Origin of the sequence: Brenneria uluponensis (assembly GCF_032395385.1) — a bacterium.
GTDB classification, from domain to species: Bacteria; Pseudomonadota; Gammaproteobacteria; order Enterobacterales; family Enterobacteriaceae; genus Prodigiosinella; species Prodigiosinella aquatilis.
Genome location: NZ_CP135917.1, coordinates 192,574 through 214,504, shown reverse-complemented (window position 1 = coordinate 214,504; position 21,931 = coordinate 192,574). Strand labels below are relative to the sequence as shown.

Genomic DNA, 21,931 nt, shown 5'->3' with positions numbered 1-21,931 from the left:
TATGGTGCAACCTGACAGATAAATGTGACGCCGCGTGAAATTTATGTAATCCATATGTTAAATGTATTGTTAACGTCAATGCATCTCAATTAGGATAAAAATCGTTCAGCCCCGACAGGAGGTACAACTTATTGCAACCAATCCCCTTTCGAATCTGCCCCCGTTCCGGACAGAGTAACGGAATAGCCAATCGCAAGCGCATAGGGCGTGCGAATAAATAATAATGACAATGGAGAGATAAATGACGATAAGCACACCGATGCTGGTGACCTTTCTGGTGTATATCTTCGGGATGGTTCTGATTGGATTCATCGCATACCGGGCAACCAGCAACTTCGGTGACTATATTTTGGGTGGCCGTCGTATGGGGAGTCTGGTGACAGCGCTGTCTGCCGGCGCTTCCGACATGAGTGGCTGGCTGCTGATGGGTTTACCGGGAGCCGTTTTTCTTTCCGGCATATCAGAAAGCTGGATCGCCATCGGCCTAACCATCGGTGCCTACCTGAACTGGAAGTGGGTTGCCGGACGCTTACGCGTACATACCGAGATTAACCATAACTCGCTGACATTGCCCGACTACTTTACCCATCGTTTTGAAGACAAAAGCAAACTACTGCGAGTGATCTCAGCACTGGTAATTCTGATTTTTTTCACTGTTTACTGCGCCTCTGGTATTGTGGCGGGCGCCCGCCTGTTTGAAAGCACTTTTGGCATGAGTTACGGTACCGCGCTATGGCTAGGTGCGATAGCGACGATTGCCTACACTTTCATTGGTGGTTATCTGGCCGTGAGCTGGACAGACACGATTCAAGCCAGCCTGATGATTTTTGCGCTAATTCTGACGCCCGTGATGGTCATTCTGTCCGTTGGCGGTATTGATACATCGCTGGCGATGATCGAAGCCAAAAGCATATCCAATATAGATATGTTCAAAGGATTAAACACCGTAGCCATCATCTCGTTGATGGGTTGGGGCTTGGGTTACTTCGGTCAACCCCACATTCTGGCCCGTTTTATGGCCGCTGACTCACACCATACCATCCACCAAGCCCGCCGTATCAGCATGACCTGGATGATCCTGTGTCTGGTGGGTGCGGTCACCGTCGGTTTCTTCGGTATTGCCTATTTCGCTGAGAACCCCGGACAAGCAGGTAACGTTTCCCAAAACAGTGAACGGGTATTTATCGATCTGGCTATGTTATTGTTTAACCCGTGGATAGCTGGCATCCTTCTGGCGGCCATTCTGGCAGCAGTGATGAGCACCCTGAGCTGCCAATTACTGGTATGTTCCAGCGCAATTACGGAAGATTTATACAAACCATTTCTGCGTAAAAACGCCAGCCAGAAAGAGTTGGTATGGGTAGGCCGTTCGATGGTGCTACTGGTTGCGGTAGTCGCCATTATGCTGGCAACCAACCCGGAGAATAGGGTGCTGGGACTGGTGAGCTATGCCTGGGCTGGCTTTGGTGCGGCATTTGGACCTGTCATTCTGATTTCCCTGATTTGGCCGCGGATGACCCGCAATGGCGCGCTGGCCGGCATGTTGATCGGCGCGGCTACGGTGATCCTCTGGAAACAGTACGACTGGCTGGGCCTGTATGAAATCATTCCCGGCTTCCTTTTCAGCTCCGTGGCTATTTTCCTGGTCAGCCTGATGGGGCTGGCTCCATCGACTGATATTACCGAACGATTCCATACAGCAGAGGCAGAATTCAGAGCCCACTAATCAACTCTCAATAAAATCGAGTAGGAGGCGGGATTGCTCCCGCCGTCCTCTCACACCACCGTACGTACGGTTCCGTATACGGCGGTTCATTGTTAACGCTGGAACTGCCGCTGAAGTTCCAGCAGTGATAATAATCCCGCTTCTGAGAACCACTTCTTCGGGAACGCATGGTTCATGTGGCTCGCACCCGAGTTCCACCACGGACCCCGTTGATTGCTCGCTGATATCCACGCTTTCTCCTCTGTTAACCCTCTTCTCATTAGCATTCTTGCTCGGGCATACGACCTTTTACTGTTTCTCCATATCAGGCAGCGAAGTTTCCGTCGTATCCAGCCATCCAGCTCTTCCAGGCATCCTTTTACTTCCGTTAGTCCAAAGTAGTTCATCCAGCCCCGCAACACTGGGTTAAGCTCTCTGAGCACTGTCTTTACCGATTGAGAACTGTTCCCCGTCGTAAGCCTGCGGATTTTATCCTTCAACCGCGAGAGACTGCTCTTCGAGATCTTCAACTTCGTTATTTTGTGCTGGGTGACACTGTACCCCAGGAACTTCCTTTTCCACGGCCTGTCCACCGCGCTTTTATGAGCGTTTACCTTTAACCTGAGTTTATTTTCCAGATAGTGGCTTATCTCTTTCATCGCGTGTTCGCCTGCCTGACGACTGCATACATAGATATTACCGTCGTCCGCATACCGGCAAAACTTGTGGCCTCGCCGCTCCAGTTCACGATCAAGGTCCGTCAGTAAAATGTTCGATAACAACGGCGAGAGCGGGCTACCTTGCGGCATGCCTTCCCGTCGCCTCGTTATTTCACTCCCCGCGGCCCTGTCCGCTTCCAGATACCGCCTGATCAGCTTGAGCAACCGTGTGTCTTTGATTTTCCAGCTCAACCGCGCCATCAGGATGTCATGGTTAACCCTGTCAAAGAACTTTTCCAGATCCAGATCGACCACCCACCGTCGACCACCTTGCATATAGGATTGGGCTTGTTCCACTGCCTGTCCCGCATTCCGGCCCGGTCGGAAGCCGTAGCTGGAGTCTGAGAACTCGGGCTCATAATAAGGCGTGAGATGTTGTTGGATAGCTTGCTGGATCAGTCTGTCCACTACCGTCGGAATACCCAGTATCCGTACCCCTCCATCTGGCTTGGGGATTTCTACCTGGCGTATCGCCTGCGGGACATGGTTCCCTTGCAATAAAGCCTCTCTGACGCTTGCCCAATGTTGCTTCAGCCAGCCTTTGAGTTCACCAACGCTCAGGTTATCTACCCCTGCCGCGCCTTTGTTCTCCACGACTCGCTGGTAGGCCAGCATCAAGTTGCTTCGGGTTATCACCGCTTCCATACTCAGCGGCACTTCCGTTTTCGTTTGCTCACCTTTCGCCGTGTACGTTTCAGCACCCACAACATACCTGCACGAGCTCCGCTCGCCTCCTTCTGTCCGGGCTGCGGTTGCCCGCACTTGTGCATCATCAACGTCCATCGAGATAAGGCGTCCTAATCACGGTTATCAATGTTCAGCCCTTCATGGTGCCGGTTTTGCATCACTACTACGGCCTCGGCTGACTTCTGTTGTTCCCTCCCAACACCTCACGATATCGGTAGCACGATGGCAGAACAACAGATCTCCCGGGGTAATTCGCGCGACCTTCCTGCTTATGCCTGTCAGATTTACGTCACAGCGTTCCGTGCAAGTATTGGGCTTTGACGATATTGGCCGTCTTACCCCGCTGTGCCGCCTAATCTGCTTCCTGTTCGTCAGGCCAGCATTTTGCCTTCAGCTTCCTTCAGATCCCACCTCGCGATGAGCACCCTTGCCGTTCGGCTAACACTTCCCCCTTGCCGGGTGTGTAGAGGACTTTCACCTCCAAGTCACCGGTTTGACCACCATAGCCAAACCAGTTGCGCTCACGCGCAACGCGCCGTGCCCGGCGCACCAATAAAAAAAGGGCACAACCTGCGTTGTGCCCTTTTTGCTATGCTATTCGGAATAACGTAATGAATTAACCTGCAACAGCGACGCGTTTCATATCAGTCATGTAGCCACGCAGCTTCTTACCGATGGTTTCGATTGGATGATTGCGGATAGCTTCATTCACATCACGCAACTGGGCGTTATCTACATTCGTCGCAGCCACTGATCTACCGATATCACCCGGTTGCAGAGAGCCCATGAATTTCTCTTTCAGCAATGGTACGGCCGCGTTGGCAAACAGGTAGTTGCCGTATTCTGCCGTATCGGAAATCACTACGTTCATTTCATACAAACGCTTACGGGCAATGGTGTTGGCAATCAACGGCAGTTCATGCAGTGATTCATAATAAGCGGATTCTTCAATAATGCCGGCACTCACCATCGTTTCAAATGCCAGTTCTACCCCGGCCTTGGCCATTGCAATCATCAATACGCCATGATCGAAATATTCCTGCTCGGCAATTTTACCTTCGTACTGTGCCGCATTTTCAAAAGCGGTTTTACCGGTTTCTTCGCGCCAGGTCAGCAATTTAACATCATCATTTGCCCAGTCCGCCATCATACCACTGGAAAATGCGCCAGAAATGATATCGTCCATATGCTTCTGGAATAACGGCTCCATGATGGTTTTCAGTTGCTCAGACAACGCGAAGGCTCGCAGCTTGGCCGGATTCGACAGACGATCCATCATCAGGGTAATCCCGCCTTGTTTCAACGCCTCGGTAATGGTTTCCCAACCGAACTGGACCAGTTTTTCCGCATAAGTCGCGTTAACACCATCAGCCACCAGCTTGTCGAAACTCAACAACGAACCCGCCTGCAACATGCCGCACAGAATAGTCTGCTCACCCATCAGGTCGGATTTTACTTCCGCCACGAAAGAGGACTCCAGCACGCCGGCACGGTGACCACCGGTTGCTGCGGCCCAGGCTTTGGCAATCGCCATACCTTCACCTTTCGGATCGTTTTCCGGATGCACCGCAATCAGGGTCGGCACACCAAAACCACGTTTGTATTCTTCACGTACTTCCGTACCCGGGCATTTCGGTGCCACCATCACCACAGTGATGTCTTTGCGCACTTGTTCACCCACTTCAACGATATTGAAACCATGGGAGTAACCCAATGCAGCACCTTGCTTCATCAACGGCTGCACGGCCTGCACAACGGAAGTGTGCTGTTTGTCCGGCGTCAGGTTAACCACCAGATCTGCCTGCGGGATCAGTTCTTCATAAGTACCGACTTTAAAACCGTTTTCGGTGGCTTTACGCCACGATGCGCGCTTCTCGGCAATCGCCTCCCGACGCAAGGCATACGCAATATCCAGCCCGGAATCGCGCATGTTCAGGCCCTGATTCAGACCCTGAGCGCCACAGCCGACGATCACCACTTTTTTACCTTTCAGATAGCTGGCTTCATCGGCGAATTCGTCGCGGCCCATAAAACGACATTTACCCAATTGAGCCAGCTGCTGACGCAGGTTCAATGTGTTGAAATAATTAGCCATGTGGTGGTGCTCCATATCGTGTGTTATTTGCTAATGTTCAGTAAGGTTAGCCGTTTTCACAGCGCCCAGAGTATCCCATCATATGACAGGAAACGTGTTGCTTAAATTGATATATTAACAACGTGATATTGCAAGATATGCAACGTAAAAATGAGGCTGACATCGCATGGACTTACGAGATCTCAAATTGTTTCTGCATCTGGTGGAAAGTCACCATTTTGGTCGTACCGCCAAGGCGATGCACATCAGCCCATCGACACTATCGCGGCAAATTCAGCGATTGGAAGAGGACATCGGCCAGTCGCTGTTTCTGCGGGATAACCGTACCGTTCAGCTCACCGATGCCGGTGAACACCTGAAAACCTTCGCTCAGCAAACACTGTTACAGTATCAACAATTACAGTTGGTGCTGGGCCAACGCGGCCAGTCACTGAGTGGAGAACTGCGGCTGTTTTGTTCAGTAACCGCCGCCTACAGCCATCTACCGCCCATTCTTGACCATTTTCGAGCCGCACATCCACTGGTGGAAATAAAACTCACCACCGGTGATGCTGCCGATGCGGTGGAAAAAGTACAGTCAAACGAAGCCGACCTCGGTATTGCCGGTCATCCGGAAACGCTGCCTGCCAGCGTAGAATTCATGCCTATCGGCAAGATTCCACTGGTATTGATTATTCCGGCACTACCTTGCGCGGTACAGACACAGGCGCGCCAACCTGAACCAGACTGGTCACAGATTCCGTTTATCCTGCCAGAGCATGGGCCAGTGAGAAAACGGATCGATGTCTGGTTTCGCCGCCAGCATATTGCCAACCCACCAATCTACGCCACAGTATCAGGCCATGAGGCAATGGTGTCGATGGTCGCATTAGGGTGCGGTATTGCGCTAATCCCTGATGTCGTACTTGAAAATAGTCCGGAGCCGGTACGTAATCGAGTGTCGGTATTACCAGGACAGGCAATGGAACCGTTTGAACTGGGCGTTTGCGTACAGAAAAAACGGCTGAGCGAACCACTTATTGCCGCCTTCTGGGAAACCTTACAGAAAAAATAATGGAACTATCGTTTATCATGCTACTTTTGTCGTTGGCCATTTTTAGGCCGTCAGCTAAGGCGAAAGTTATCTATTTAATTATCTGATGGCTAAAACCAAGTAATCTCAACGACTGAACCATTTGTCATCCAGAAAGGCGGGGCTGACATTTGCTGGTTCAGCCGCCTTCTTCATGATTTCAATTTTCATCAGATAATGATACAGCGGCTCCAGCCGGGTAAATCCCCTTGCCAGCACCGATGCCAGATCTCCGTCAAAAAGAAGCTCCATATCCTGTCGTGTTACCATGGCGGCAAACGACTTACGGTTATACCAGTAGGCCAGCTCAACGGGCTGATCTTTAATCAACGGGCGTTTATAGCTTTCCCCTTCCAGCACAAACTCATCACCCAAACAGGCCGCTATATCCAAAAATCCCTGCGGATTATCCCGTAATGTCTGGCGAAACAACTCCATGGTGGTACGGCTGGCGCTGTAGTAACCCAAACCATAGCGCCAACTGTCCGGCGTGATCTCAAAGAAATAGACCGGCGCATCCGTCCAGTCTTTCTGGGTACGCTTAAAGGTCAGCCACATCCGGTCTCGATAACGGGATTTATCATGAGAAAAACGGGTATCGCGATGAATACGGGACAGGGTTTTACCTATCGTCGGGCGAGTTTCAAAATGATCGTCAATCTGTAGCATGGTAATGCTCAGTGATTCCACCAGCGCACGGAACGGCGTCAGCAGCGTCTCCTCATAGAGCGAACGATGTTCCTCAAACCATTCCTTGCTGTTTTTCTGCCGTACCTGTTGCAGAAAGATCAACCCCTGCGGAGAAAAACCGCCAAAGCGTATCGTCATGATGTCATCATCCATAAACCGGGAGGAGTAAAAGAACACGCTAAACGATAGCGCGCCCGGCGGATAAACTCCACCGGACGCAGCACATTGCAACAGCAATCATCACCCTTTCAGAAAAAAGCGGAATGCCGGATTCTGCGTCTCATCATGACATTCGTAGCCCAGTGCCTGTAGATGTTGCTCAAACTCCGGATCGCGTTCCGTCAGCTCAAAGGCAGCCAGTACGCGGCCAAAGTCCATACCGTGACTGCGATAATGGAACAACGAAATATTCCAGTACGTTCCCAGCGTATTGAGGAATTTCAGCAAGGCTCCGGGCGATTCCGGAAACTCAAAACTGTACAATCTTTCCCGCAACGGTTTGGAAGGCCGACCACCGACCATATAACGCACATGCAACTTGGCCATTTCATCATCGGAAAGATCCACTACCTGGTAGCCATCTGCCGACAGCTCAGCAATGATTTCCTGACGCTCAACATTACCGCGGGTCAGACGTACACCCACAAAAATGCAGGCGTTATCCGCATCCGCATAGCGATAATTAAACTCGGTGACAGAGCGCCCTCCCAGCAGTTGGCAGAATTTGAGGAAACTGCCTTTCTGCTCGGGAATGGTGACCGCCATCAGTGCTTCACGCTGCTCACCCAGTTCACAGCGTTCGGAAACATAACGCAGTCCATGAAAATTCACGTTGGCGCCGGAAAGGACATGCGCCAGCCGTTCACCCTGAATATGGTGCTGCTGGATATATTTTTTCATGCCCGCTAGCGCCAATGCCCCGGAAGGCTCAGCTACCGCGCGAACATCCTCGAACAAGTCCTTAACCGCCGCACAGATGGCATCACTGTCAACAGTGATGACATCATCCAGGTACTCACGGCACAACCGGAACGTTTCATCGCCGACACGTTTTACCGCCACACCTTCGGCAAATAAGCCGACACGCGGCAAATCTACCGGGCGACCAGCATCCAACGCTGCGCGCAGGCAGGCGGAATCTTCCGCCTCGACGCCAATAACCTTGATCTGCGGCATCAACTGTTTGATCAGCACAGCAACCCCAGCAGCCAGACCACCACCACCAACCGGAACAAATACCCGATCGAGATGCGCGTCCTGCTGTAGCAGTTCCATCGCCAGCGTACCCTGCCCGGCAATTACTGCCGGATGATCAAATGGCGGCACAAAAGTCATTTTCTGCTGCTGTGACAACTCAATGGCCCTGGCTTTCGCCTCATCAAAGTTATCACCGTGCAACAACACCTCCCCACCAAAACCGCGCACGGCATCCACTTTGATATCCGCCGTAGCAACCGGCATCACAATCAGCGCTTTGATACCCAGACGATTGGCGGAAAGCGCCACGCCCTGTGCATGATTGCCTGCCGATGCGGTGATCACACCATGGGATTTCTGTTCATCACTCAGCCCGGCCATCATCGCGTAGGCGCCACGCAGCTTAAAGCTGTGTACAGCCTGACGATCTTCTCGTTTCACCAGAATGATATTTCCCAGCCGGGCAGAGAGTTTGTCCATTTTCTCCAGCGGCGTAACCTGTGCGACCTCATATACCGGCGCGCGCAAGATCGCCCGCAAATATTCAGCGCAACAGGGCTCGGCAGGAAGCGGTTGTGAGACAGCCATGAGTTAGCCTCCCAGCTTACTTTTATCGCGGACAGCACCTTTATCGGCGCTAGTCGCCAGGCTGGCGTATGCACGCAGTGCGAAAGATACCTGACGGTCACGACTTTTCGGTGTCCAGGCGGCATCACCACGGGCCAGTTCGGCCTCACGGCGTGTTGCCAACTCACTGTCAGATACTTGCAGCACAATACTGCGGTTCGGAATATCAATGGCAATCATGTCACCCTCTTGCACCAGCGCGATGACGCCGCCACTCGCGGCCTCCGGAGAGGCATGGCCGATGGACAAGCCGGACGTACCGCCAGAAAAACGGCCATCGGTGATCAGTGCGCAGGCCTTTCCCAATCCCATGGATTTCAGGAAGCTGGTGGGGTATAGCATTTCCTGCATACCCGGCCCCCCTTTCGGCCCTTCATAACGAATAACCACCACATCACCGGCAACCACTTTATTGCCCAGAATCGCTTCTACCGCATCATCCTGACTTTCATACACTTTGGCTGGACCGTGGAACACCAGATTACCTTTATCAACACCGGCGGTTTTCACAATACAGCCATCTTCAGCGATGTTGCCGTACAGTATCGCCAGACCGCCATCCTGACTGTAGGCGAATTCACGCGAACGGATACATCCTTCTTGACGGTCAGTATCCAGTGAATCCCAGCGACAATCCTGCGAGAACGCCTTGGTGGTACGAATACCCGCTGGACCGGCAGTAAACATTTTCTTCACTTCGGCATCCTGGGTCAGCATAACGTCATATTTCGCCAGCGTTTCCGGCAGTGTCAGGCCCAGTACATTTTTCACATTACGGTTGAGCAAACCTGCACGATCCAACTCGCCCAAAATACCGATCACGCCACCCGCGCGATGGACGTCTTCCATATGATATTTCTGGATGCTGGGAGCTACTTTACACAAGTGCGGCACCTGACGGGACAGGCGGTCGATATCCGACATGCTGAAATCCACCTCGCCCTCCTGTGCGGCAGCCAGCAGATGCAGAACGGTATTGGTAGAACCCCCCATGGCGATATCCAGCGTCATGGCGTTTTCAAAGGCGGCTTTGTTGGCGATGTTGCGCGGCAATACGCTGTCGTCATCCTGCTCATAATAGCGTTTGGCCAGGCCAACAATACGTGAGCCCGCATTGATAAACAGCTGCTTACGATCCGCATGCGTTGCCAGTAGTGAACCATTGCCTGGCAGTGACAAGCCCAGAGCTTCCGTCAGACAGTTCATAGAATTGGCGGTAAACATACCGGAGCAGGAGCCGCAGGTCGGACAGGCCGAACGTTCAATCTGCGCACTGTCTTCATCGCTGACTTTCGGATTGGCACCCTGAATCATGGCGTCAATCAGGTCGAGCTTGATGATCTGATCTGAGAGTTTGGTTTTCCCGGCCTCCATTGGGCCGCCGGAAACAAAAATGACCGGAATATTGAGGCGCAGTGCTGCCATCAACATCCCCGGCGTGATTTTGTCACAGTTGGAGATACAGACCATAGCGTCAGCGCAGTGGGCGTTCACCATATACTCCACGGAATCGGCGATCAGCTCGCGAGAAGGCAGAGAATAGAGCATGCCACCATGCCCCATGGCGATACCGTCATCCACTGCAATGGTGTTGAACTCTTTGGCGACACCGCCTGCTGCGTCTATCTGCTCAGCGACCAACTTTCCCAGATCACGTAAATGTACGTGCCCGGGGACAAATTGAGTGAACGAGTTCACAACCGCAATAATGGGCTTGTCAAAATCAGCGTCGGTCATCCCTGTAGCGCGCCACAAGGCTCGCGCTCCAGCCATATTGCGACCATGCGTAGTAGTGGCTGAACGGTACTTAGGCATACTCTTGTTACTCCAGTTTAAACAGATAACCGGTGACGGAACGCATCACCAGAGAAAAATAATAAGTTGATTAATTAACGATTTACTGGATCAAGCCAGCCCCATTTATCTTCGGTTTCGCCGGTAAACAGGCCAAAGAATGCCTGCTGTAGTTTCTTGGTCACCGGACCGCATTTGCCGATACCAACCTGAATGCCATCCACGCTACGTACCGGGGTAATTTCCGCCGCCGTACCGGACATGAACACTTCATCAGCCAGATATAACGATTCACGAGACAATACCTGTTCGCGGATTTCAAAACCCAGACCTTTCGCCAGTTTGATAATCGCATCGCGGGTAATCCCCGGTAGCGCCGAAGAGGTAAATGGTGGTGTGAAAAGGACATTATCTTTCACTTCAAACAGGTTTTCACCAGCACCTTCAGACACATAGCCATGAACATCCAGCGCAATCCCTTCCTGATAGCCATGACGACGGGCTTCACTCCCCACTAGCAACGAGGACAAATAGTTGCCTCCAGCTTTAGCGGCCGTCGGAATGGTATTGGCAGCAGCGCGATTCCAGGAGGACACCATCGCGTCAATCCCTTGATCAAGCGCTTCTTCACCCAGATAAGCGCCCCACGGAAATGCGGCAATAATCACATCTGTCTTATAGCCTTCCGGCGGATTCACGCCCATCCCCACATCACCGACAAACACCAGCGGACGGATATAAGCACTGGACAGATTATTCCTGCGCAACGTTTCGCGACAGGCTTCCATCAATTCATCCACACTTTGCGCCAACGGCATGCGGTAAATTTTGGCCGAATCATGCAGACGTTGCATATGCTCGCGGTGACGGAACACCACCGGGCCACGATGAGAATCGTAGCAGCGGACACCTTCAAATACCGACGTACCGTAATGCAGCGCATGAGACATCACATGAACCTTGGCCTCAGCCCAGGGAACCATTTCACCGTTGAACCAGATATAGTCAGCTTTTTTAGTCATTCTTGTTTTCCTTCTTGATGCCCCTCAGGCACGAATTTGTTGTGATGAAATCGGCTGAATATCGACACAGGCAATATCCAGCAGTTTACTTAATTGTGTTGACAATAAATCTACTGATCTCTGACTGGCAACGGTCAGTTCAATATTAATGTGATCGCAACTGTTAGCCTGCGTCATATTCATGGCGTAAACCTGGAAGCCGCGATGACGAGCAATCCGCAGTACACGCTCCAGAATTTCGGGGCGAAAGCGGGCCTGAATTGAAAGCTGATGGTGTGTCATTGGTTTTTCTCCAGACATGATTTTGTTTTATCCAACATCGTTTCATTACCGGCACCAGGCGGCACCAGAGGCCAGACGTTCTCATACTCATCAATGGAAACATGCAGCAAGTATGGTCCATCACTGTTCAACAAGGCGTCAAGCGCGGCATCTATCTGGTCTTTGCGGGTGATACGCTGGCCTGGGATATCAAAGGCACTTGCCAGCGTCAGGAAATCAGGATTATCGGAGAGGTTGGTTTCACTATAGCGTTCATCAAAAAACAGTTGCTGCCACTGTCGAACCATCCCTAAACGCTGGTTATCCAGCAGGACGATTTTCAATGGTAATCGTTTTCGCTTGATGGTACCCAGCTCCTGCACATTCATCATGAACGAACCATCACCGGAAATGCAGATTACCATATCATCCGGACGCGCCACCTGGGCGCCCACCGCAGCAGGAACACCAAATCCCATCGTGCCCAGCCCGCTGGAAGTAATGAAATTTTCAGGACGGGTAAATTGCATATGCTGAGCCGACCACATCTGGTGCTGCCCGACATCGGTCGTGATCACCGTTTCCGGTGCCATACGTTCAGACAAGGTTTTCAGCAGTGCCGGAGCGTAGATGGCCTGGCCCGGATGATCATAACGCCACGGATATTCCGTTTTCATCATCATGGCCTGCTGTCGCCACTCATCAATCTGCAACGGCTGCTGCAAGGCTGGCAACAAACAGTTCAGGTCCCCCTGCAACGCAACATGCGCCTGACGCAACTTATTCAGCTCTGCCGGGTCGATATCCATATGAATCACGTTGGCATGAGGCGCGAAGGCGCTCAATTTGCCAGTCACACGGTCATCAAAACGCACACCTATCGCTACCAGCAGATCGCACTGTTGCACCATCAGATTGGCCGCTTTGGTACCGTGCATACCAATCATACCCAGATAGTAAGGGTGTGAATGATCTACCGCACCCAGTCCCTTCAGCGTGACCACGGATGGCATCTGGGTCGTGGCAATAAAGTCACGTAGCGCGGGTACGGCCCTGGCCATGCCCACACCGCCACCCACATACAACACCGGTTTTTTCGCCTGGGTCAGCATGTCAAACGCTTGGGAAACCGCCTGTGCAGGGAAAGATGACGGCTCGCCAACCGATATGAAATACGGGCTAAATTCACCTTCCGCCAATTGAATGTCTTTCGGGATATCAATCAATACCGGGCCGGGACGACCACTGTTAGCTACCGCAAAAGCCTCTGCCATAACTTCCGGTAAAGACTCTACCGAGTCCACCAGAAAACTGTGTTTGGTACAGGCCAACGACAACCCTAAAACATCGATTTCCTGAAAAGCATCAGTGCCTATCAATGCCGAACCAACCTGACCGGTGATAGCCACGATAGGAATAGAATCCAGCAGGGCATCAGCCAGTCCTGTAATCAGGTTAGTCGCCCCCGGCCCGGATGTGGCGATACAAACGCCAACTTTCCCAGTGGATCTGGCATAACCAATCGCAGCCATGGCAGCACCCTGTTCATGGCGACATAGCACATGTTCTACGCCGCCATCATACAGTGCATCGTAAACTGGCATAATCGCGCCACCAGGATAACCGAAGACCGTATCCACTCCCTGTGCCCGCAACGCTTGCACCACCCACTGAGCCCCATTCATAGTTATTTCCCCGACGTCTTTTGGGAATAACAGGACTTTATTCTGCTGAACATAGCTGCTCCCTTGTTTAGGTTTCTGACCGCATAAAAAAACCCCCGACCTTTCGGTGCGGGGGTTTTCTTGAATTCGGCCTTGATTTTTAAGCCATTCTTCGTCCAAGTGCAGCCCCGCACGGTGGGATAATAATCACCACCACACTAATCACGAGTAGGCTAATCACTAGGGAGAACGCTTTCATTTCAGGTTGTTCATTGATCTATTGTCGAACGAATACCTACAGAGTTACCACAGTAAGTCATAGTATGACAACCATTTTTTTTCGCAGGTATTCTGTCCGTTTTGCATAATTAGACGTAAAAGTTATTACTATTCATACACTAACATTCATTGAACCGGTCTTTCCTTTTTCCTGCAGTGACCCATTCCCGGCAAATGCCGTCAGCACAGCTATCAAGATAGCCACCACCCCGGCAATAGCCGCCATAGCCAGTGCATAATTATGGTTGTGCGTTTCAGCGATCATTGCCTGCAGCGTGGCATTAACGGAAGCAATCAAATTTCCCAGTTGATACACAAAACCGGGCAATACCGCACGGGTATTGCTCGGTACCAGTTCATTGAGGAAAGTAGGGATAACCCCCCAGGCCCCCTGAACCATAAACTGCATCAGGAAAGCGCCTAATCCCAACATCCAGGCTCCCTGAGAAAATGCCCAGAGAGGAATAATCGGTAATGCCAGCAGCGACGCAGTTATAATGGCTTTTTTACGACCGATACGCTCCGATAGCGTACCAAAAAAGACGCCCCCCATGATCGAAGCAATATTGTAGCTAATAGCGATAATACTGATGGTTTTAGCATCAAAACCATGCTGAATTTTCAAAAATGCTGGATAAAGATCCTGTGTGCCGTGACTGAAAAAATTAAATGCTGCCATCAGCAATACCAGGTAGAAACAGAGTTTCCAGTGAGATTTCAATACCGGCAGTAAGGCGGTACTCTCCTTACGCGCTCTGGCCGCCAGCCAGACCGGGGACTCTTCCACGCAGAAGTAAATGAAGGGCAATAACAAGATAGGTACCGCACCAATCACGAACATACCACGCCAACCAACCACATCGAACAGCGTCCCATAGACGACCGCCGCCAACAAATAACCAAATGGATATCCCGCCTGAAAAATACCGGACATTAATCCCCGAGATTTATCAGGAATCGTCTCCATTGTCAGTGAGGAAGCCACACCCCAGATCCCGCCCATCGCCACGCCATAAAGAACTCGTAACAGCAGGAATATCATCAGTGAGGGAGCAACGGCAGACAACAGCTCAAATACAGAAAACAGCACAATGTTAAGCATCAGAATCGGCTTACGACCAAACTTCTCCGCCAGACGTCCAATAATCAACGCCCCCAATGGCCTGACAGCCAATGTCAACAATATAGCCAGCGTCACCTGTTCCATACCAACCTGATAGGCGTGAGCAATATCGCTAAGCAAGAAAACCAGGATAAAAAAATCGAACGCGTCCAATGACCAGCTCAGAAAACTGGCAATCGCGGTATTGCGTTGCGGGGGAGTCCAACCAAACATAGATATTTCCCTATCGTATCGTAGAGTACGAAGTTGGCAGAAAACAGGCTGTACGGCAGGAGGACGCCGCAGTCGATGAGGTAATGTTTTTAAATTGCGGACATTATTTTAAATAATTGTTAAATACACCTTCAGTTTTAATATCGCAACTGATATCCCCCATCGAATGTGTTGCAAATTAATTGCAGTTGTTAATCAGTATTAACAACGCTGCGATGGAGTACGCAATTCTTTGAATTTCCGCTGAGAAAGGGAATTATTCCATCGAGGGGTTTCGCATATCTGCAAACCTCGCCGTGCCGAGGATGGGCCGAACAGGCATGATCATATCTGTCAAAGGAAGGAGCAGAACATGACGCTGGCAGTGACATATACACGGGCAACACTAGGGATGCAGGCCCCCGAGGTTTCTATCGAAGTACACATCAGCAATGGTTTACCAGCCCTGACATTAGTGGGACTGCCTGAAACCACCGTAAAAGAGGCTAGGGATCGGGTCCGCAGCGCACTGCTCAATTGTGGTTTCGCCTTTCCGGCAAAACGTATCACCGTCAATCTTGCACCCGCTGACCTGCCGAAAGAAGGAGGCCGCTACGATCTGCCTATCGCATTGGCTATTCTGGCAGCCTCTGAACAAATCCCGGGAGAACAGTTGGCTAAATATGAATTTCTGGGTGAATTGGGATTGTCGGGTACCTTGCGCGGCGTCAATGGCGCAATTCCCGCCGCACTGGAAGCACAAAAAGCAGGTCGATGTTTGATGCTCCCAGAAGATAACAAACTGGAAATGGCGCTGATCCCGCAAGGAGAGACGTTACTGGCTAATCACTTGCTACAGGTTTGTGCCTTTCTACACGGTGAAGATGTATTATCCCCCGGTGGTAATATGCCACCTGAAGAACACACTGAAACACACGCCGCCGATTTAAAAGACATTATTGGGCAGGAACAAGCCAAACGAGCGCTGGAAATTGCCGCCGCTGGGGGGCATAACCTGTTGCTGCTGGGCCCACCTGGTACCGGAAAGACTATGCTCGCCAGTCGTCTGCCTGGGCTTATGCCACCATTATCCGATGACGAAGCTTTGGAAAGCGCTGCGATTAACAGTTTACTCAATATTAATGCCACATTGTCTCAGTGGCGCGCCAGACCGTTTCGAGCGCCTCATCATACCGCCTCCATAACGGCGTTGGTCGGTGGGGGAGCACTCCCTAAACCGGGAGAAATATCACTGGCACACAATGGTGTACTGTTTCTGGATGAATTACCGGAATTTGAACGCCGGGTGCTGGATTCACTACGTGAACCGCTGGAATCAGGAGAAATTATCATCTCCCGCACCCGAGCCAAAGTTTGCTATCCGGCACGGTTCCAATTGATCGCCGCCATGAATCCCAGCCCCTCAGGGCATTATCAAGGCATTCATAACCGCATGCCAGCCCAGCAGATTTTACGCTATCTAAACCGGCTCTCCGGCCCGTTTTTGGATCGTTTTGATCTTTCAATTGAAGTGCCGTTATTACCACCGGGCGTTTTGCGCCAGCAAACCAATAACGGAGAAAGCAGCGCAACAGTCAAGGAGCGGGTACTGTCGGCACAACAACGTCAATTAAAGCGTACCGGCAAGATCAATGCGTTGCTGAAACCAGTTGACATCGAAAAACACTGTCGCTTAACAGATGTTGACGCCGCTTATCTGGAAGAAGTGATGAGTAAACTTGGACTTTCAGTCCGCGCCTGGCACCGAATACTGAAAGTAGCCCGTACCATTGCCGATCTCAGTGACACGGAAAAAATAGAGCGTAGGCACCTTGCTGAAGCACTCAGCTATCGGTGTATGGACAGGTTACTAATTCAGCTACATAAAAGTCTGGCATGACAAATGTCACCCTGGGCCTTATGGGGGAAGAAATGGAAATGGGGCTTACGCCCCACGGTCATCAATCATCGCTTTCAGTATATTCTTCAACCGCATCCATCTGAGGCTTACCACCAGACAGCGTATGGAAACGTTTTGGACGACGAATACGATTCGTATATTTCATCCAGATTTTTTCCATTTCAGTTTCAGGTTGACGTTCATCACGGCAAACCGCAACAAATTTCACCTCATCTTCCGTCGCTGGCTGACGTTTACCCAGATCAAGCTCGTTAAGAGCGTGACCATACTTCTCCAGCAGTTGCGCTTCCTTTATCGTAAAGTCACCATGCCGGGAAAAACCTCGAGGATAAAACTTGTTATCAAAAAAACGACTGGTTGTTGAGAAGCTTTCTGCCATCTTACACGCTCCTAATTCTCATATGGTCATGCCGTTTATGGCGCGGAGTATTAGATAGGCTTGACTTTCTGTAAAACAAAACATTTAAATCATCACGACAAATTTTTTTTGGAGAAAGGCATGGACACCGAATTACTAAAAACCTTCCTGGAAGTTAGCCGGACAAGACATTTTGGTCGAGCGGCAGAATCACTCTATCTGACGCAGTCTGCAATCAGTTTTCGTATCCGCCAACTTGAAACCCAACTTGGTGCTAATTTGTTCACTCGCCATCGCAATAATATACGACTCACACCAGCAGGAGAGAGGTTGCTGCCCTATGCCGAAAGCCTGATTGGTACCTGGCAACTGGCTAAGAAAGAAGTGGCCCGTTCACAGCAGCATAGTCAATTATCAATCGGCGCGACTGCCTCATTATGGGAGGCCTATCTAACACCATGGTTAGTAGCACTCTATCAACAGCGCCCACTATTGCAGTTGGAGGCACGTATAGCGCTTCGCCACTCATTAGTTAAACAATTGCATGAACGTCAACTGGACCTGCTTATCACCACCGAACCGCCCAAGATGGAGGAATTGGCCAGCCAGATACTGGGCAATTTTTCGCTCTCGTTGTTTACTGTCAAAGGGAATGAAACCAAAGAAGAGTTGCCTTACATCAAGCTGGAATGGGGAGCTGATTTTCACCAACAGGAAAGCCGGCTTTTACTCAGCGACCAGATCCCCACCCTCACAACCACATCAGCACACCTTACCCGTCAGTTACTATCCACTATCGGTGGGTGCTCATTTCTGCCCAGTCACTGGTCACAGGAATATCCAGAGTTACATACAGTGGGTGATACCTCTGCCATCACTCGCCCTTTTTATGCTGTATGGCTACAGAACAGCGATCAACAAGCGTTAATACGCCAGCTCTTAAAAACCCCCATTGATATCACTACCTAGCGCTAACGGGCGGTTCTGATTAAGCACGCCTGACTTGCCAAAACGTGCTTAACACTTTTTGCAAACCAATAAATGCAAACAGCAGAATGCCAATGACTATCTTGGTCCACCATGAGCTCAGCATACCATCAAAGGTAATATAGGACTGAATCAAGCCTTGAATCAGAACACCAAACAGCGTGCCCAATACCGTCCCCACTCCGCCAGTCAACAAGGTTCCGCCGATGACGACAGCGGCAATCGCATCCAGCTCAACACCACTGGCAGCCAAGGCATAACCGGCAGAGGTATAAAGCGAAAAAATGATACCGGAAAGCACTGCCAGCGTACTGGACAACATATAAATCTGAATAGTGGTATGACGGACCGGAACCCCCATCAATTCGGCAGAATAACTATTGCCACCAATAGCATAGACCCGGTTACCAAATCGAGTACGGTGTGCCAATATCATGCCCAATGCTACTGTTATCAACATAATCAAGGCCAGAAAAGTAAACCGACCGCCACCAGGGACACGCCAGGCAAGGCTAGCCAGATAAGCGTAGATAGGATGATTAATGGGTAACGATTCTTCCGACACAATAAAGCTCATGCCACGGACAAAGAACATGCCAGCCAATGTGATGATAAATGCCGGCAGTTTTAACGTATCAATGATCCAGCCCATGAAGGCCCCAAACAGTGCCCCCATCACTAACACGATGGCAATAGCAAACAGAGGATCAAAACCATAACTGCCAATCAGTTTTGCCAGTAATACACCCGTAAAGGCAATCACCGAGCCCACCGAAAGATCTATGCCGCCAGACAGGATGACAAACGTCATTCCCACCGCCACAATGCCAAGAAAGGCATTATCAGTGAGCAGATCGCAGAATACCCTGGTCGATGCAAATCCCGGGAACTGACTCAGGCAAAACATGTAACCAAGGATAAAAACCACAATCGTTATCAACAAAGGAAGATTTCGTTTCAACATTATCCTTGTCTCCTTAACAGACGGCGAAATGAGAAACGGGGCGACTGCATTACCAGTACTGCCAACACTACCAACGCTTTTAATACCAGATTGAATTCCGGTTGATAGCCAGACAGCAGGATGCCGGTATTCATACTCTGAATAATCAACGCGCCTACCACTGACAGCAGCAAGTTAAAACGACCACCCAACAACGAGCCTCCGCCGATAACTACTGCCAGAATGGCATCCAGCTCCAGCCACAGCCCCGCATTATTGGCATCCGCACCACGAATATCGGCAGTAACAATAATGCCGGCTGCCGCTGCACAGACACCACAAATCATATACACTACGATCAGTATCAGACCAGTATTTACCCCAGAATTACGGGCAGAACGCAGATTGATACCAGCCGCTTCAATGAATAGCCCCAGTGCTGTTTTTCGCGCCAGTAACCACATCACCAGTAACATCAGGGCAGTAATAATCACCGGCATCGGCAGATAGAACAGTGCACCGCTGCCAAGCCAGGCAAAAGCCGGGTTGTCAAAAGTGATGATTTGCCCCTTAGTGATTAACTGGGCAATACCTCGTCCGGCCACCATAAGCATCAGCGTCGCGACAATGGGCTGAATCTGTAATACAGCGACTAAAAATCCGTTCCACAGACCACATAATGCTCCAACCATCAACGTCGTCATCAATACAACGGATAGAGGTTGACCGGCATCCGTTAGTGTGGCAGCCGTAGCCCCAGCTATCGCCATTACAGCACCAACAGACAAGTCAATCCCCCCGGTAGCAATAACCAGTGCCATACCAAGCGCCAGAAGCGCTACAGGTGCACCACGGTTCAGAATGTCAATCAGACTGCCAAACAGACGTCCGTCTTGAACGTGCAGTGAAAAGAAATTAGGTGCAACCAGGCTATCAATCAGCAAAATTGCTACTAATGCCATCAGTTGCGGCACACCCTTAGAGAAGGTCAACCTACGTTTTTGGGCAGGGATAATTTTATTATCAGCCATCAGCAACTCCTGCTTGTGCCGCTATCGCCTGCATGATGGCGGCAACAGAAACATCTTCATGATCAAGATGTGCCACATGTTGGCGATCCCGCAGCACCACAATGCGATCAGCATAACCCGTCAGTTCTTCCAACTCTGAAGAAATCACCAGCAGAGCCATCCCCTGTTCACATAATTTTTCTATCAAACGGATAATTTCAGCATGAGCCCCTACATCAATCCCACGAGTAGGTTCATCAAGGATAAGAAAACGAGGTTCTGTCGCTAGCCAGCGAGACAACAACACCTTTTGCTGATTACCACCAGAAAGGTATTGAATTTCCTGCTCCGTTCCTGGAGTACGAATGCCCAACAGCTCAATGAATTTTTCCGCAATCCGGGTCTGTTCACGTAATGATATGGGTTTTAACCAACCACGCTGAGCCTGCAGCGCCAGAATGATATTTTCCCGTACCGTAGCAGCACCGATGATGCCATCGGTCTTTCGATCCTCCGGACAATAACCTAATCCTAACTGACCAGCTTTACGGGGAGTCGTAATACGAACAGGTTGCCCATTAATTTTCGCCTGACCGCTATCTGGTGTAATAATGCCAAAAATAAGCTGTGCAGTTTCTGTCCGTCCAGAACCGAGCAACCCGGCTAATCCAACAATTTCACCTGGGCATATCGCCAAATCGAAATTATTAATAACACCATGGCGACCATAATTATTAAATTCCGCCACCGGCTCGCCCGTCACTAAATTATGCTCTCCACGCTTAAGCGTAGACTCATCAAAAGTATGTCCCAACATCATCTGGACTAACTCAATACGAGGTAATTCATCAGTCAGACGAGTTCCCACCAATTTACCGTTACGCAATACAGTAATACGGTCGCTGATGCGATAAACCTGATCCAGAAAGTGGGTGACAAAAATCATTCCAACACCTTGGCTACGAAGTTTACGCAATATTTCCAGCAGCATATCAACTTCTTTTGCATCCAAACTTGCTGTCGGTTCATCAAGAATTAATACTTTTGCGGAAAGATCGATAGCTCGAGCAATTGAAACGATTTGTTGAATGGCAATAGAATATTTTCCCAGTGGCTGACTGACATCAATGTCTAAACCATAAATACTTAATAAATTTTCAGCGAGGTGAATAACCTGTTTTTGATCAACAATGCCATATTTGGTTGGCTCTCTACCGATAAACAAATTCGCAGCCACCGACATATTGGGAAGTAAATTAACTTCCTGATAGACGGTACCAATACCCATAGATTGAGCATGTGCAGTATTCACCGGGTCAATGGCAACACCTTCCAGCAAAACCTCGCCTGTCGAACGATGATAAACACCTGTCAACGCCTTGATCAGCGTCGATTTCCCAGCACCATTTTCTCCCAGTAGAGCGACGATCTCGCCTCTGTCCAGTGTGAAATCGACATTTTCCAATGCTTTCACACCAGGAAACTCAACACTGATACCACGAACATCTAATAATCGAGCCGTTTCCATTGCCTCGCCTATTTCGCTGCGTCATAAGGTAAGAAAGTGATGGATAATAATAGCAAT

General features: G+C 50.3%; 18 protein-coding genes. 4 read left to right on the top strand and 14 right to left on the bottom strand.

Annotation, left to right across the window (positions count from 1 at the left end; translation table 11 throughout):
- Positions 1-241 precede the first annotated feature (241 nt).
- Positions 242-1,726, top strand: a complete 1,485-nt coding sequence (gene putP / locus RS889_RS01055; protein ID WP_315709036.1) for a sodium/proline symporter PutP — start codon at positions 242-244, stop codon at positions 1,724-1,726.
- 92 nt (positions 1,727-1,818) lie between these two features.
- Here putP and ltrA read toward each other — a convergent pair whose 3' ends face one another.
- Positions 1,819-3,129 (bottom strand): group II intron reverse transcriptase/maturase, encoded by a 1,311-nt coding sequence (gene ltrA / locus RS889_RS01050; protein ID WP_315709035.1) that lies wholly within the window; start codon positions 3,127-3,129, stop codon positions 1,819-1,821.
- A gap of 598 nt (positions 3,130-3,727) precedes the next feature.
- Positions 3,728-5,206 (bottom strand): ketol-acid reductoisomerase, encoded by a 1,479-nt coding sequence (ilvC, locus tag RS889_RS01045; RefSeq protein WP_021013534.1) that lies wholly within the window; start codon positions 5,204-5,206, stop codon positions 3,728-3,730.
- A 166-nt stretch (positions 5,207-5,372) separates the two neighbouring features.
- Between ilvC and ilvY the strand changes: the two genes are divergently transcribed.
- Positions 5,373-6,260 (top strand): HTH-type transcriptional activator IlvY, encoded by an 888-nt coding sequence (gene ilvY / locus RS889_RS01040; RefSeq protein WP_021013535.1) that lies wholly within the window; start codon positions 5,373-5,375, stop codon positions 6,258-6,260.
- A 105-nt stretch (positions 6,261-6,365) separates the two neighbouring features.
- Here ilvY and RS889_RS01035 read toward each other — a convergent pair whose 3' ends face one another.
- From RS889_RS01035 to RS889_RS01000, 8 genes are all read right to left on the bottom strand, one after another.
- Entirely contained in the window at positions 6,366-7,106 is a 741-nt protein-coding gene (locus RS889_RS01035; RefSeq protein WP_315710865.1) for a DUF2461 domain-containing protein, read from the bottom strand.
- A 102-nt stretch (positions 7,107-7,208) separates the two neighbouring features.
- Positions 7,209-8,753, bottom strand: a complete 1,545-nt coding sequence (ilvA, locus tag RS889_RS01030; RefSeq protein ID WP_021013537.1) for a threonine ammonia-lyase, biosynthetic — start codon at positions 8,751-8,753, stop codon at positions 7,209-7,211.
- A gap of 3 nt (positions 8,754-8,756) precedes the next feature.
- Complete coding sequence (gene ilvD, locus RS889_RS01025; protein ID WP_315709034.1) at positions 8,757-10,607, bottom strand: dihydroxy-acid dehydratase; 1,851 nt, start codon at positions 10,605-10,607, stop codon at positions 8,757-8,759.
- 74 nt (positions 10,608-10,681) lie between these two features.
- The gene (locus RS889_RS01020) at positions 10,682-11,608 is read right to left on the bottom strand and encodes a branched-chain amino acid transaminase (protein ID WP_021013539.1); all 927 of its coding nucleotides are present in this window, start codon (positions 11,606-11,608) and stop codon (positions 10,682-10,684) included.
- Between the two features lie 24 nt (positions 11,609-11,632).
- Entirely contained in the window at positions 11,633-11,890 is a 258-nt protein-coding gene (gene ilvM, locus RS889_RS01015; protein ID WP_021013540.1) for an acetolactate synthase 2 small subunit, read from the bottom strand.
- On the bottom strand, positions 11,887-13,554 hold the full coding sequence (gene ilvG / locus RS889_RS01010) for an acetolactate synthase 2 catalytic subunit (protein WP_315709033.1): 1,668 nt from the start codon (positions 13,552-13,554) through the stop codon (positions 11,887-11,889). Before ilvG ends, ilvM begins: the two co-directional genes overlap by 4 nt.
- Positions 13,555-13,693: 139 nt before the next feature.
- Positions 13,694-13,792: an ilv operon leader peptide gene (gene ilvL / locus RS889_RS01005; protein WP_071790830.1), complete on the bottom strand. Its 99-nt coding sequence runs from the start codon at positions 13,790-13,792 to the stop codon at positions 13,694-13,696.
- 132 nt (positions 13,793-13,924) lie between these two features.
- Entirely contained in the window at positions 13,925-15,148 is a 1,224-nt protein-coding gene (locus RS889_RS01000; protein ID WP_021013542.1) for an MFS transporter, read from the bottom strand.
- 352 nt (positions 15,149-15,500) lie between these two features.
- Between RS889_RS01000 and RS889_RS00995 the strand changes: the two genes are divergently transcribed.
- The gene (locus RS889_RS00995) at positions 15,501-17,027 is read left to right on the top strand and encodes a YifB family Mg chelatase-like AAA ATPase (RefSeq protein WP_021013543.1); all 1,527 of its coding nucleotides are present in this window, start codon (positions 15,501-15,503) and stop codon (positions 17,025-17,027) included.
- A 61-nt stretch (positions 17,028-17,088) separates the two neighbouring features.
- Here RS889_RS00995 and RS889_RS00990 read toward each other — a convergent pair whose 3' ends face one another.
- Positions 17,089-17,427 carry a MaoP family protein gene (locus RS889_RS00990; RefSeq protein WP_021013544.1) on the bottom strand — a complete coding sequence of 113 codons (339 nt, stop codon included), beginning with the start codon at positions 17,425-17,427 and terminating at the stop codon, positions 17,089-17,091.
- A gap of 120 nt (positions 17,428-17,547) precedes the next feature.
- On the opposite strand from RS889_RS00990, the gene hdfR reads away from it, so the two are divergent.
- Positions 17,548-18,375: an HTH-type transcriptional regulator HdfR gene (gene hdfR / locus RS889_RS00985; RefSeq protein ID WP_021013545.1), complete on the top strand. Its 828-nt coding sequence runs from the start codon at positions 17,548-17,550 to the stop codon at positions 18,373-18,375.
- Between the two features lie 19 nt (positions 18,376-18,394).
- Here the strand turns inward: hdfR and yjfF are convergent, their stop codons facing one another.
- The 3 genes from yjfF to RS889_RS00970 are packed head-to-tail and all read right to left on the bottom strand — an operon-like array spanning position 18,395 to position 21,874.
- Positions 18,395-19,357 (bottom strand): galactofuranose ABC transporter, permease protein YjfF, encoded by a 963-nt coding sequence (gene yjfF / locus RS889_RS00980; RefSeq protein WP_315709032.1) that lies wholly within the window; start codon positions 19,355-19,357, stop codon positions 18,395-18,397.
- The gene (gene ytfT / locus RS889_RS00975) at positions 19,357-20,367 is read right to left on the bottom strand and encodes a galactofuranose ABC transporter, ATP-binding protein YtfT (protein ID WP_021013547.1); all 1,011 of its coding nucleotides are present in this window, start codon (positions 20,365-20,367) and stop codon (positions 19,357-19,359) included. Before ytfT ends, yjfF begins: the two co-directional genes overlap by 1 nt.
- Positions 20,360-21,874 (bottom strand): sugar ABC transporter ATP-binding protein, encoded by a 1,515-nt coding sequence (locus tag RS889_RS00970; protein ID WP_315709031.1) that lies wholly within the window; start codon positions 21,872-21,874, stop codon positions 20,360-20,362. The genes ytfT and RS889_RS00970 overlap by 8 nt, the downstream gene beginning before the upstream one ends.
- Between the last annotated feature and the right edge of the window lie 57 nt (positions 21,875-21,931).